This window comes from Kribbella sp. NBC_01484, assembly GCF_036227145.1.
Classification (GTDB): Bacteria; Actinomycetota; Actinomycetes; order Propionibacteriales; family Kribbellaceae; genus Kribbella.
In genome coordinates, this window is the sequence record NZ_CP109437.1 from 3993862 (window position 1) to 4006830 (window position 12969).

Here is a 12969-nt window from a genome sequence, read left to right on the forward strand (position 1 = left end):
TCCGGGGAGGGTTTTACCCCCGTGAGGGCACATTTCCCTCCCCAGTCGACGCAGACGCGGTACCAGACGCGGTATTAGACGTGTGAGGCCTGGATTGCGAGTTCGCGCAGGCGCTCGTACCGCGACCGCAGCGCCGCGACTCGCTCGACCTCGGCATCCACCGGGGTGAGGTGTGCGCCGCCAGGCGCGGGAGACAACCCGAGGGCCACGGCTGCCGCGCCGCGGGCGCCGACTTCGGCCTCGGCACAGACCGTCGTGGGGCGGGCGAACGTCGCGGTCGCGCAGCGGCGTAACCAGGCGGATGCGTCGATGCTGCCGCCGCCCAGTACGACGTCCAGTTGCCGCCCGAACACCGCATCGAGCATCCGCAGGCCGCGGTCGACCTCCAGCGCCGCGCCCTGCAATGCCCCGGCCAGCACGCCGGAGGCGTCGTCGTCGAAGGACAGGCCGAAGAACACCCCGGACCCGCTCGGCACGGTCGCCGGCGGCCTGGTCCCGGCCATGAACGGGATCGCGATCACCCGGGACGCTCCGATCGGTACGCCGACCGGCTCGTCGGACTCCAGTCGCAGCAGGCTGGTCAGCCAGGCGTACACGTTCCCAGCCGCCGAGAACGCCATCCCGGTCACCGCCCGCTTGTCGTCGACCCGGTAGCGCCAGAGCTCCCAGGGCAGCTCCGGTGCATCGTCGATCGGATGCACAACACGTACGGCGGCCGACGTCCCCACGGTCACCGCCGCAGTGGTCTCGTCGTACCCACCGGACCCGACGTTCGACGCGGCGCCGTCTCCGGTCGGCGGATGCACCGGTACGCCGACCAGCCCGGGCCAGCGGCGTCCGTACTCGGCGGACAACGTCCCGGTCCATCCGGTCGGAACGATCGGTGGCAGCCGGTCGGCCTTGACCTGGGCGATCTCGAGCGCCTCGTCGTCGTACAAGCCCGTGGCGAGGTCGAGCGTGCCGGTCCCGGAGGCGACCGACACCGAGGTGACGCGCTCGCCGGTCAGCCGCTCCAGCACCAGGTCGGGCAGGCCGGCGAACGTCGCCGGGGACGACGATGACAACAGCCAAGGGATCCGCCGGGTCCAGTAGAGCCGGTGCAGCCAGGCGCCGGTGCGGGCGTGGAAGGCGTGCTCGTCGAACGACGAGCCCAGGTCGAGGTCGACGGATCGCGTGTCCGCCCAGGTGATCACCGGCGTCAGCGCGTCACCTTTGTTGTCGAGGGCAACGATCGAGTGCCACTGCGAGGACAGCACGATCGCGGCGATGCCGTCAAGGTGACCGTTCTGCTGGAGCTCGTCCAGGCAGCCCAGCAGGCCCTCGACGTACTCGTGCAGATCCAGGGTCGCCGAGCCGCCGGTGGCGTAGGTGGGTGAGATCTTGTGCCGGGCCAGAGCACCGGGCAGCGGTGCTGCGTCGTCGGCGGACAACACGAGGGCGCGGGACGACGACGTACCGAGATCGAGCGCGAGCACCCGGCCGTCAGTCTTCGTCATGCTCAGTCTTCGTCATGCAGCGCCTTCAGGAAGCTCGCCGCCCACACGTTCACGTCGTGCGCGGCCAGGTGCTTGCGCATCGCCTTCATCCGGCGGCCGAGCTGGCGGTCGTCGGTGTTCATCGCGTCGACGATGGTGTCCTTCATGCCGTTGATGTCGTGCGGGTTCACCAGGAACGCCTGCCGGAACTCGTCCGCCGCGCCGGCGAACTCGCTCAGCACCAGTGCGCCGGTGTCGTCGTACCGGGTGGCGACGTACTCCTTGGCGACCAGGTTCATGCCGTCGCGGAGCGGGGTCACCACGGCGACGTCCGCGGCCCGGAACAGTGCGGCCATCTCGGTCCGCGAGTACGACGTGTGCAGGTAGTTGATCGCCGGCGTGCCGATCCGGCCGTGTTCGCCGTTGATCCGGCCGACCAGCAGCTCGATCTCGTCCCGAAGTACGCGGTACTGCTCCACGCGCTCCCGCGACGGCGTCGCCACCTGGATGAACACGGCATCGTCGACCGACACGCGCTTCTCGTCCAGCAGCTCGCCGAACGCACGCAGCCGCTGCCGGATGCCCTTGGTGTAGTCGAGCCGGTCGACGCCGAGCAGGATGTGCGCGGGGTTGCCGACCTCCTGGCGCATCTCGGCGGCGCGGGCCGCGGTCTCCGGCTTGCGGGCGAGGTTCTCCAGCTCGCCGACGTCGATGGAGATCGGGAACGCCTTGGCCCGGACGATCCGGTCGTCGGGCAGGTGGATGCGGTCGCCGCGAGTCCGCAGGCCCATCCGGTTGCGGGCCAGACGGGCGAAGTTCGAAGCGGCGCCGGGTCGCTGGAAGCCGACCAGGTCCGCGCCCATCAGCCCGTCCAGGATCTGCCGCCGCCACGGCATCTGCGCGAACAGCTCGGTCGGCGGGAACGGGATGTGCAGGAAGAACCCGATCCGTACGTCGGGCCGCAGCCGGCGCAGCATCGCCGGAACCAGCTGCAGCTGGTAGTCGTGCACCCAGACGTCCGCGCCGTCGTCGGCGGCGTCCGCGGCGGCCTCGGCGAACCGGCGGTTCACCGCCACGTACGACTCCCACCACTCCCGGTGGAACTCCGGCGCCACGATCACGTCGTGGTACAGCGGCCAGAGCGTGGCGTTGGAGAAGCCCTCGTAGTACAACTGCACGTCCTCGGCCGACAGCATCACCGGCACCAGGTGCATCCCGTCGGCCTCGAACGGGTCCACCTTCTCGTCCGCGCTCCCGGTCCAGCCGATCCACGCGCCGTGGTGCCGCTGCATCACCGGCGCCAGGGCGGTGACCAGTCCACCAGGGCTGCGGCGCCACGCCGTACTGCCGTCGGGCATCTCGATCCGGTCGACCGGTAGCCGGTTGGCCACCACCACGAAGGAACTTCGTCCGTTCGGCATATCAGCGTCATCCACTCAGGTCGTCGTCGTCACCGGGGTAGCGGACCCCGATCTGGCTCCGGGTCTCGTCGAGCAGTTCGAGGATCTCGAGTGTCGAGGCATGGGGCAGCGACGGCACCTCGGTCCGTCCGTCGCGCAGCGCCTGCATCACTGCGGTGGCTTCGTAGTGGTACCCAAGGCCATGCACCGGTACGTCGATCCGCTCCGCCCCGGCAGCCGTACTGCGCACGTAGTACTCGGGGTGGTGGAAGCGGTGTGGCAACTGCAGACTGCCCTCGGGGCCACTCACCGACGCCACCCACGGGTTCTGCGACCGCAGCCCGCAGGTGAGCGCGGCGACCGCGCCGGAGTCGTAGCGCCAGGCCATCGCCACGTTCAGGTCGATGCCGTCGTCGTTGAGCGAGCCGACGGCCTTCAGTTCGGCCGGGCGCCCCAGAGCCATATAGGCGAACGTCATGGGATAGATGCCGCCGTCCATCAGCGAGCCACCGCCGAGCGCGGGGTCGAGCAGGCGGGTGGGCAACGACGGCTTGTAGAAGGCGAAGTCCGCGACCACTTGCTGCGGCTCGCCGATCACACCGCTGTCCAGATCCTTGAAGAAGGCCTGGATGACCGGGTTGGTCCGCATCCACATCGCCTCGGCGAACAGCGTCTTGTGCTCGGTGGCGACCGCGATCAGGTCGCGGGCCTGCTCGGCGGTCAGCGTGACCGGCTTCTCGCAGAGCACTGCGACTCCGGCCTGTAACGCGGCACGGGCGATCGCGTAGTGCTGTGGGTGTGGCGTACCGATGTAGATCACGTCGACGGTGCCCGAGTCGATCAGCCGGCGGTAGTCGCCGTACCCCTGCTCGACGCCGAACTCGGCGGCGAACCGGTCCGCGCTGGTCTGGGAACGGGACGCGACCGCGGTCACCTCGGCGTCGTCGGCGAGTAGCTTCAGATCCCTCGTGAACGACGTGGAGATGTTGCCCGTAGCAACGATGCCCCACCTGACGCGATCTACACCCACTGGGTTAACTCCGGGGTCGGGAACGGTCCGTCTGCTGCGATTCTCGCTGTTTCGAAGGCGTGAGCCAAGCGAATGAGCGTGGCATCACTCCGCGCGGTGCCACTGAACGTGATCCCGACGGGCAATCCGGCAACCAGCCCGGACGGCACCGAGAGCAGCGGATAGCCGGCCAGGGCGGCGTGGGAGGACGAGCTGCCGAGCACGTGGTCTCCGTTGACCAGGTCGATGGTCCAGGCCGGGGAGTACGACGGGCAGACCAGCGCGTCGAGCTGGTTGTCCCGGAGCAGGCCGTCGATCCCGTCCCGGCCGGCCCGGAGAGCCGTCAACCGGGAGGCGACATAGATCGGGGAACTCAGCCCCTCCGTGGCTGCGGCCCGCTCGAACAGCTCCTGGCCGAACCACTGCAGCTCGACGTCCGCATGTTCCCGGTTGAACGCGATCAAGTCCTCCAGCGTGCGCGGACCGCCGGGCGCCCGGGTGGCCAGGTACGCCGTCATGTCGACCTTGAGCTCGTGGGCCAGCACCTGGAGCTGGTCCTCGTCGCCACCAGGCGTCGGCAACGACAGCTGGTCGACCAGGGTGGCTCCACAGCGGCTGAGCGTCTCCAGCGCCTGCTCGGTGACCTGGTCGAGGCCGATCGAGTAGCCCCAGAGCGGACCGCGCGGTACGCCGATCCGCATGTCGCGGAGGTCGGCACCACGGCAATGCTCGGTGTAGTCGGTCCTGCTACCGGTCATCACCGAGAGCAGGGCTGCCGCCTGGGTGACGGTCCTGGTCATCGGTCCGGCGGTGTCCTGCGAGTGTGAGATCGGAACGATGCCCTGCTGCGGGATCAGGCCCACTGTGGGCTTCAGGCCGACGATGCCGTTCAGTGCGGCCGGGCAGACGATCGAACCGTTGGTCTCGGTGCCGATCGCGTAGTCGGCGAGCCCTGCGGCGACCGCTGCGCCCGATCCGCTCGAGGAGCCGCCGGCCGAGCGGTTCAGGGCGTACGGGTTGCGCGTCAGACCGCCGTACGCGCTCCAGCCGGAGGAGGACGCCGAGCCGCGGAAGTTGGCCCACTCGCTCAGGTTGGTCTTGCCCAGGACGACACAGCCCGCTTCACGGAGCCGCCCTACCAGCGGGGCGTCGTCCGGTGGCGGTGGCTGATCGGCCAGCGCCAGGGAGCCGGCCGTGGTCGGCAGGTCGGCGGTGTCGATGTTGTCCTTGACCAGGACCGGTACGCCGTGCAGCGGGCCACGGACCCGGCCTTCGCCACGCTCCGTGTCGAGTTGGGCGGCATGGGTGAGAGCGGCGGGGTTGGGCGTGCAGATGGCGTTGACCAGCGGGTCCACCTCACGGCTTTTGGCCTGCAGCTCTTCCACCAGCGCCACGCTGGAGAGAGTTGAGCTCACCCCTTTCATCCTGCCAGAGTTGACCGCGCCCGGCTGTCCGCTCAACGACACGCTTCGTGTCGTTCGACGGTGAATGACATCGCTGTTGTTCAACCCGTAGTGTGGAGCGCGGACGGACGATCACCGACCGCACAGGAGTTACCAGCAAATGGACAGCGCCAACGCCAGCTCTCCCGGCCCCGCCGAAGCTGCGCCGCCGGTCATTGCCGGACTCTCCGAGCGTGACGGGGCAATCCTCGCGTTCGAGCGGCACTGGTGGAAGTACGCCGGCGCCAAGGAGCAGGCGATCCGGGACCAGTTCCAGATGTCGGCCACCCGCTACTACCAGGTCCTGAACGCGTTGATCGACCGGCCCGAGGCTCTCGCTCACGACCCGCTGTTGGTCAAGCGCCTGCGCCGCCTCCGCGCGGCCCGTCAGCGCGCCCGCTCCGCACGCCGCTTGGGTATCGAGGTCTGACCATGTTCCGCCCGAAGGGCGACGACCGGGGGCAGGTGCTCTCGTCGCTCGTCGCTGTGGCCGCGGTCGTCGCGATCGTGGCCGGTCTCCTGGTGCTGTTCGGTACGCGCGGACACGACAGCCTGGCCGACGAGCCGGCGGGCGCGACCACCCCGAAGCCGAGCACGAAGCCCACGTCCGGGCCGTCGACGATCGCCGCCAGCATCCCCGGGCCGTCGTCGAAGCCGACCGCGCCGGCCACCACGCCTACACAGGCCCCGTCGTCCACGCCGACCACCGAGCCGAGCTCGCAGCCGACCCAGCCGCCGGCGACCCAACCTCCGGCAACCCAGCCGACGACCATCCCGCCGGCTGAGCGACCGGCCGCGGAGATCTACAACAACACCCCGCGGAAGGGCCTGGCCGACTCGGTCGCGGGCCGCGCCCGGCAGGCGGGCTGGACCGTGGCCGGCGCCGACAACTGGCACGGCAAGATCGCCGAGAGCACCGTCTACTACCCGCCGGGCATGCTCGACGCCGCCAACCAGCTCGCCCGTGACATCGGCGTCAGCCGGACCAAGGGCGCGCTGGACAACATGAAGAAGGACCGCCTCACCGTGATCCTGACCTCGGACTACGCGGGATGAGTACTCCGGTCATCCAGACCGACGCCGGTCGCGAGGGGTGGGAGGCGATCGTCGCCGACCCGGCCACCGCGGTCATCTCCGCCGACTTCGACGGCGTACTCTCGCCGCTGGTCGAGGATCCGGCCATGTCCCGGCCGGTCGAGGGCTCCCTCGACGCATTGGCCCGGCTGGCCCGCTCGGTGAAGCAGGTGGCGATCGTCACCGGCCGTCCGGCGCTCGTGGCGACCGAGCTCACCGGTGTGACGGGCCATCCCGGCCTCGGGAGCCTCGTCGTACTGGGGCACTACGGGCTGGAGCGGTGGGACGCGGCGACCGGGATGGTGACCAGTGACCCGGTCCCGGCCGGTGTTGCCGAAGCGCGCTCCCGGCTGCCGGAGCTGCTGCGCCAGGCAGGCGTGCCGGACGCCCACGTGGAGGACAAGGAAAGCTCGCTGGCCGTTCACACGCGCCGGCTCGCCGACCCGACCGGTGCGCTGGACAGACTGCGTACGCCGCTGACCGAGCTGGCCGAGTCGACCGAGTTGCGCCTGGAGCCCGGCAACCTGGTCCTGGAGCTCCGGCCACCGGGTATCGACAAGGGCATCGCGCTCCGACGGCTGATCGAGTCCACGGGTGCCCGGTCGATCCTGTACGCCGGTGACGACCTGGGCGACCTGGCTGCGTTCCGGGCGGTCGAAGAGCATCGCAAGACCGGGCTGCGCGCCGTACTGCTGGCCACTCGCTCGTCCAACGCGACCGAGCTGATCCAGGCCGCGGACATCGTGGTGGACGACCCCACGGGTGTGGTGACTGTCCTCACGGCCCTTTCGGACGCGATCGCAGCACGCTGAACGCCTGCGTCACGGTCTTGCCGATCGGCTGGATCGGCCGTTCGACATAGCCACCGTCCTTGAGGCTGGCCAGTCGCTCGAACGGGTTGCGCGAGGCCGGGTCGCCGGTGAGCAGGAACGAGATCACCACGCCGACGACGTACAGCGGGAACATCGGTAACCCGAGCAGGCAGAAGTACTGCCACGAGTGCCGCTCCTCGTGCCGCACCAGCGCCGCGTCGTCGAAGTACGTGCGCTCGTTCTTGCTCAGGACGACGTTACCGATCGTGAACGCCCCCGCGATCGGAAACCCCAGCTTGTACCCGTTCGCGAAGTACAACCCCCGCGGCCCCCGACTGACCCGGGCCCGCCCGATCACCCCGACCGCAAGCCCCACCAAGGTCGTCAGGTTGACGAAGTTCCCCACCACCTTCACGCGCTGCCACCCGGTCATGGGCCTCAGTATCGGCTCGGTGACTGCGCTTTGTCTCGATGTCGCAATCATTAGGACCTCGGCGTACGATGTCCTAAGAATTAAGACATTGAGACATCGCGGACAGTGACCATCTTCAGCACGCCGGAGCCGGATCTCGAGGATCGACAGGTCCTCGAGCAGATCCACGCGTTCCGATCCGAGCTCACGGACATCCTCCGCGTGCCTCGGCGCTGGGCCGGCGGGCTGCGGCGGAGCATGCTCGCGCGGGCGATCCAGGGCTCCAACAGCATCGAGGGCTACGACGTCAAGCTCGACGACGCGGTGGCCGCGTTGGATGACGAGGAGGCGTTGAGCACTGACGAACCTACGTTCGCCGAGATCCGGGGATACCGGCAGGCGCTCGGCTACGTGCTGGCGATGGCGAAGGACGCGGACTTCCGGCTGGACGTGTCCGCCGTCCGTGGCATGCACTTCATGATGCTGAGCCACGACCTGGCCAAGAGTCCGGGCAGCTATCGGCAGGGTGTCGTCTACGTGCATGACGAGACCACCGGCGAGAACGTCTACGAGGGTCCGCCCGCGGACGAGGTGCCCGATCTCGTGGCCGAGCTGATGGCCGGGCTGGACGCCGACGGAGCGGTGGATCCCCTCGTGGACGCGGCGATGGCGCACCTGAACCTGGTGATGATCCATCCGTTCCGGGACGGCAACGGCCGGATGGCCAGAGCCCTGCAGACGCTTGTCTTGTCCCGCGGAGGAATTGGCGAGCCGGCATTCTCCAGCATCGAGGAGTGGCTGGGCGGCAACACCGAGGACTACTACCGAGTGCTGGCCGCGACCGGCGCGGGCGCGTGGCATCCCGAGCGGTCGGCCGCACTCTGGGTCAAGTTCAACCTGCGCGCGCATCACATCCAGGCGCAGACGGTACGGCGGCGGTACCGGGAGGCGGGCAAGCTGTGGCTGGCCTTCGATGAGCTGATCTCGCAGTTCGGCTTGGCGGAGCGCGTCGCTGACGAGCTGTTCGACGCGTCGCTCGGCTTCCGTATGCGCCGCTCGACGTACGTCCGCCGAGCGGGCATCGAGGAGCGGACAGCCAGCCGCGACCTGGCGAGGCTCACCGAACTGGGGCTGCTGCGCTCGGTCGGTGAGACCAAAGGGCGGCATTACGTGATGGGTGATCGCCTCGCCGAACTCGTGCAGAACGCACTCTCCACCCGCGAGCCGTTGGTCGATCCCTACCCGTGGATGCGCGAGCGGTTGGCCGGGGTGGCGACGCCGATCCGCTAGTTGTCCGTGGGGTGAGTAAGACTTGGCGGGTGAGTTCGGTGGTGCGGGTCTGGCGGGCTGGGCGGGTGGTGGATCCGCATTCGGTGATCGGAGGGCTGCGGAAGGGGCCGGGCGACCCGGCGTACGTGTTCGATCCGGGGCGACGGACCGTGTGGCGGGCTACTCGGACGCCGGATGGACCGGTGCTGTTGCGGCTGACGCCGTACGCCGGGGAAGTGGAGGCCGAGGCCTGGGGGCCGGGGGCTGCGTGGGCGCTCGAGGGGGTGCCGGAGTTGCTGGGCGACGCGGACAGCTGGGACGGGTTCGAGCCGTTGCCGGAGCACCGCGCGCTGGTGGACGCGGCGCGGCGGTTCCCGCATGTCCGGGTGCCGCGGACGCGGGCGGTGTTCGAGGCGATGGCCGCCGCCGGGATCGAGCAGGTCGTCACTGGCAAGGAGGCCTTCCGCGCCTGGCGCGTCCTGCTCCGTGAGTACGGCGAACCCGCGCCGGGCCCGACTGCGCCGGACGGCCGCGTGATGATGGTGCCGCCGGCGCCGGAGGAGTGGCGGCTGATCCCGTCGTGGCAGTGGCTGCGGGCCGGCGTGGAGAACCGCCGGTCCCGCGTGGTCGTGACAGCGGCGACGCGAGCAAAGGCGCTGGAGCGGACGCTCGAGCTGACCGACTCGGCCGAGATCGAGCGGCGGCTCCGATCACTCCCGGGCGTCGGGGTGTGGACCGCGGCCGAGGTGCGGCAGCGCGCCCACGGCGACGCCGACGCGTTCTCGTTCGCGGACTATCACGTGTCCCGCGATGTCTCCTACGCCCTCATCGGCGAAGAGCTCGACGACGAGGGCTGCGCCGAACTCATCGAGCCCTACCGCGGTCATCGCTTCCGCGTCCAGCGCCTGTTGGAGCTCACCGGCATCGGCCATCCCCGCTACGGCCCGCGCATGGCGCTGCCCACGCACACGCCCGGCGCAACGCATCGCTTGAGGTAACTCCGCCAGGGGCACAGGATCGCCACCATGACGATCAACGGGGACGGGCTCTACCTGGTGGCGGGGCTGGCCCTGTTGCTCGGGGCGATCCTGCCCCGCATGCTCCGCCGGTACGCCGTCTCGGCGCCGATCGGGTTCCTCGGCGCCGGCGTACTGCTGGGCCTGGCCGTCGACCGTACCCACCTGAGCCCGATCGTGGAGACCGGGATCGTCAAGCATCTCGCCGAGCTGACGATCCTGGTCGCGTTGATGGGCGTCGGACTGGCGATCGACCGGCCGATCGGATGGCGCCGGTGGATGGTGACCTGGCGCCTCCTGCTGGTGGCCATGCCCGCCTGCATCGCCGCCGTGGCCGGCGCCGGCTGGCTGCTCGGGCTGGCCCCGGCGACCGCGCTGCTGCTGGGCGCAGTCCTCGCCCCGACCGATCCAGTGCTCGCCTCGGACGTCCAGGTGCAGGGGCCGTCGACCGGCGCGGGCGCCGAGCAGGAGGAGGACGACGAGGTCCGCTTCGCACTCACCTCGGAGGCGGGTCTGAACGACGGTCTGGCCTTCCCGTTCGTGTACGCCGCGGTGTTCGCCGTCACCAAGGGATCTGTAGGCAATTGGGCGCTCGAGTGGTTCGCCTGGGACCTGGTCGGCCGGATCGCGATCGGCGTGGCGGTAGGTGCGGGCGTGGGCTGGTTGCTCGGCCGGATGGCCTTTTCCGCGCCTTCGCGGACCTTCCGCCTGGCCGACTCACGCGAACCCGTGCTGGCCCTCGCGATGACACTAGGTGTCTACGGCCTCGCCCAGGTGCTCCACGGCTACGGCTTCCTGGCCGTGTTCGTCGCGGCGCTGGCGCTCCGGGCGGCCGAGCGGCAGCACGACTTCCACGAGGAACTGCACGGATTCGTCGAGCAACTCGAGCACATCCTGACCTGGGGGATTCTGCTGCTGCTCGGATCGGCGATCACGGCTGGACTGCTCCGTCCGCTGACCGTGGCCGGCGCCGCGCTGGGACTGCTGCTGGTGCTGGTGATCCGACCGGTGACCGCGTGGGTCGCGCTGGCCGGGACTCCGATGCGCCGCTCCGAACGATGGGTGACGGCCGCATTCGGAGTGCGTGGTGTCGGGTCCGTGTTCTATCTGGCGTACGCCGGCGCCGCGTTCCACACCGACCTGCCCTGGTTGTGGGCGACGGTCGGTTTCACCGTCGTACTGAGCGTGGTCGTTCACGGTGTCGCGGCGACGCCGATGATGCGGATGCTCGACCAGCGCCGGGGCCGGACTCCCTGAGCGCTCGAGCCTTCCCGGAGCTGCAGGGCTGAGATCGAGCGTCTCGGATAGTGGGAACGGAAGACACAATATGGACCCTATTGGGTAATCTCGGGGGAGCTCATCCAGAGGGACTGAGGGAAACGGCCCGTTGAAGTCCCGGCAACCCTCCCCGTTGAGGTCCCAGTCCGGGGCCCTCGCGGCGGAACGGTGCCAAATCCGTCCCGTGCCGAGATCCGGTTCCGGGGAAGATGAGAGGGGAACCTCACTCATGAGCCTGACCGCCGCCACCCACACGATCCGCGAAGGTGCCTTCGGCAACGGTACGCACCTGAGCTGTCGCGCCTGCGGGGCGAAGTCGCCGCTCGGTCCGTTCTACGCCTGTATGGAGTGCTTCGGTCCGCTCGAGGTCGGGTACGAGTACCCGACGATCACGCGGGAGCAGATCGAGGCCGGTCCCAAGAACATCTGGCGCTACCAGCCCTTGCTGCCCGTCCCGGTCGACGTGGCCAGCTTCCCGAACACCGAGCCCGGCTACACCCGGCTCGTCGACGCGCAGAACCTGGCCCGCGAGCTGGGGCTGCGCAAGCTGTGGGTGAAGGACGACTCCGGCAACCCGACCCACTCCTTCAAGGACCGCGTGGTCGCGTCCGCCCTGAGCGCCACCCGCGAGCTCGGCATGACGGTCTTCGCCTGCCCCTCCACCGGCAACCTGGCCAACGCCGTCGCGGCGGCCGCCGCCCGCGCCGGCATCCGCTCGGTCGTGTTCATCCCGCACGACCTCGAGCGCCCGAAGGTGATCACCACCGCCGTGTACGGCGGGACCCTGGTCGCCGTCGAGGGCAACTACGACGACGTGAACAAGCTGGCCTCCGAGATCGCCGGTGAGGAGGAGGGCTGGGCGTTCGTCAACGTCAACGTGCGGCCGTACTACTCCGAAGGCTCGAAGACCCTGGCCTTCGAGATCGCCGAGCAGCTCGGCTGGCGGTTGCCGCAGCAGATCGTGATCCCGGTCGCGTCCGGCTCGCAGCTGACCAAGATCGACAAAGGCTTCACCGAGCTCGGCAAGCTCGGCCTGGTCGACGCCACCGACTACAAGGTGTACGGCGCTCAGGCGACCGGGTGCTCGCCCGTGGCGCAGGCGTTCCGGGATGGCCACGACGTGGTCAAGCCTGTTCGCCCGGACACCATCGCCAAGTCGCTGGCGATCGGGAACCCGGCTGACGGACCGTATGTGCTCGACGTCGCCCGCCGTACCGGTGGAGCGATCGAGGACGTCAGCGACGAGGAAGTCATCGAGGGCATCCAGTTGCTGGCCCGGACCGAGGGCATCTTCGCCGAGACCGCGGGCGGCGTGACGGTCGCGACGCTGAAGAAGCTGATCGCCACCGGGCAGCTCGACCCCGAGGCCGAGACCGTGATCATCAACTCCGGTGACGGGCTGAAGACGCTCGACGCCGTGGCCGACCGGGTCGGCCCCAAGGTGACCATCCCCGCGTCGTACGACGCCTTCGTGAAGGCAGGCCTGCAGTGAGTGTGAGCGTTCGCGTCCCGACCATCCTGCGGCCCTACACCCAGGGCGTGTCCGAGGTGTCCGCCGAGGGCTCCACGCTGATCGAGGTGCTCGACTCGCTGGACGGCTCGTACCCGGGCATCAAGGGCCGGGTCCTCGACGAGTCGGGCGAGCTGCGCCGGTTCGTGAACGTGTACGTCGACGATGACGACGTACGCTTCGCCGACGGCCTGCAGACGTCGATCAAGGACGGCGGGCAGGTCTCGATCATCCCGGCGGTCGCCGGCGGCTGATCTGTTCATCCGGGCGTG

General features: G+C 69.6%; 13 protein-coding genes and 1 riboswitch. Of the genes, 8 read left to right on the forward strand and 5 right to left on the reverse strand.

The window, feature by feature from the left end:
• Positions 1–74: 74 nt before the first annotated feature.
• The 4 genes from OG555_RS19585 to OG555_RS19600 are packed head-to-tail and all read right to left on the reverse strand — an operon-like array spanning position 75 to position 5308.
• Positions 75–1496, reverse strand: coding sequence for an FGGY family carbohydrate kinase (locus tag OG555_RS19585; protein ID WP_329484349.1), 1422 nt, complete (start codon positions 1494–1496; stop codon positions 75–77).
• A gap of 2 nt (positions 1497–1498) precedes the next feature.
• Entirely contained in the window at positions 1499–2896 is a 1398-nt protein-coding gene (locus tag OG555_RS19590) for an alpha,alpha-trehalose-phosphate synthase (UDP-forming) (RefSeq protein WP_329484350.1), read from the reverse strand.
• A 7-nt stretch (positions 2897–2903) separates the two neighbouring features.
• On the reverse strand, positions 2904–3905 hold the full coding sequence (locus OG555_RS19595; RefSeq protein WP_329484351.1) for a Gfo/Idh/MocA family protein: 1002 nt from the start codon (positions 3903–3905) through the stop codon (positions 2904–2906).
• Positions 3896–5308 carry an amidase gene (locus OG555_RS19600; RefSeq protein ID WP_329484352.1) on the reverse strand — a complete coding sequence of 471 codons (1413 nt, stop codon included), beginning with the start codon at positions 5306–5308 and terminating at the stop codon, positions 3896–3898. Before OG555_RS19600 ends, OG555_RS19595 begins: the two co-directional genes overlap by 10 nt.
• A gap of 139 nt (positions 5309–5447) precedes the next feature.
• Here OG555_RS19600 and OG555_RS19605 point away from each other — a divergent pair, with 139 nt between their 5' ends.
• Genes OG555_RS19605 through otsB form a run of 3 tightly spaced genes read left to right on the forward strand, consistent with a single transcriptional unit; the run spans position 5448 to position 7212 of the window.
• Positions 5448–5756, forward strand: a complete 309-nt coding sequence (locus OG555_RS19605) for a DUF3263 domain-containing protein (RefSeq protein ID WP_329484353.1) — start codon at positions 5448–5450, stop codon at positions 5754–5756.
• Positions 5757–5758: 2 nt separating this feature from the next.
• Positions 5759–6382, forward strand: coding sequence for a LytR C-terminal domain-containing protein (locus OG555_RS19610; protein WP_329484354.1), 624 nt, complete (start codon positions 5759–5761; stop codon positions 6380–6382).
• Complete coding sequence (gene otsB / locus OG555_RS19615; RefSeq protein ID WP_329484355.1) at positions 6379–7212, forward strand: trehalose-phosphatase; 834 nt, start codon at positions 6379–6381, stop codon at positions 7210–7212. The genes OG555_RS19610 and otsB overlap by 4 nt, the downstream gene beginning before the upstream one ends.
• Here the strand turns inward: otsB and OG555_RS19620 are convergent.
• Positions 7178–7645, reverse strand: a complete 468-nt coding sequence (locus tag OG555_RS19620; RefSeq protein ID WP_329484356.1) for a hypothetical protein — start codon at positions 7643–7645, stop codon at positions 7178–7180. The genes otsB and OG555_RS19620 overlap by 35 nt on opposite strands.
• 105 nt (positions 7646–7750) lie before the next feature.
• Here OG555_RS19620 and OG555_RS19625 point away from each other — a divergent pair, with 105 nt between their 5' ends.
• The 5 genes from OG555_RS19625 to OG555_RS19645 all read left to right on the forward strand — a co-directional run bounded on the left by OG555_RS19625 (position 7751) and on the right by OG555_RS19645 (position 12951).
• Positions 7751–8914, forward strand: a complete 1164-nt coding sequence (locus tag OG555_RS19625; protein WP_329484357.1) for a Fic family protein — start codon at positions 7751–7753, stop codon at positions 8912–8914.
• Positions 8915–8943: 29 nt separating this feature from the next.
• The gene (locus OG555_RS19630; protein ID WP_329484358.1) at positions 8944–9891 is read left to right on the forward strand and encodes a DNA-3-methyladenine glycosylase family protein; all 948 of its coding nucleotides are present in this window, start codon (positions 8944–8946) and stop codon (positions 9889–9891) included.
• Between the two features lie 27 nt (positions 9892–9918).
• Positions 9919–11166 (forward strand): cation:proton antiporter, encoded by a 1248-nt coding sequence (locus OG555_RS19635; RefSeq protein WP_329484359.1) that lies wholly within the window; start codon positions 9919–9921, stop codon positions 11164–11166.
• 97 nt (positions 11167–11263) lie between these two features.
• A riboswitch (SAM riboswitch) is annotated at positions 11264–11403 on the forward strand.
• 13 nt (positions 11404–11416) lie between these two features.
• Positions 11417–12679 carry a threonine synthase gene (thrC, locus tag OG555_RS19640; RefSeq protein ID WP_329484360.1) on the forward strand — a complete coding sequence of 421 codons (1263 nt, stop codon included), beginning with the start codon at positions 11417–11419 and terminating at the stop codon, positions 12677–12679.
• A complete protein-coding gene (locus tag OG555_RS19645) occupies positions 12676–12951 on the forward strand; it encodes a ubiquitin-like small modifier protein 1 (RefSeq protein WP_328523962.1) in 276 nt (91 codons plus the stop codon). The genes thrC and OG555_RS19645 overlap by 4 nt, the downstream gene beginning before the upstream one ends.
• The last annotated feature ends 18 nt before the right edge of the window (positions 12952–12969 follow it).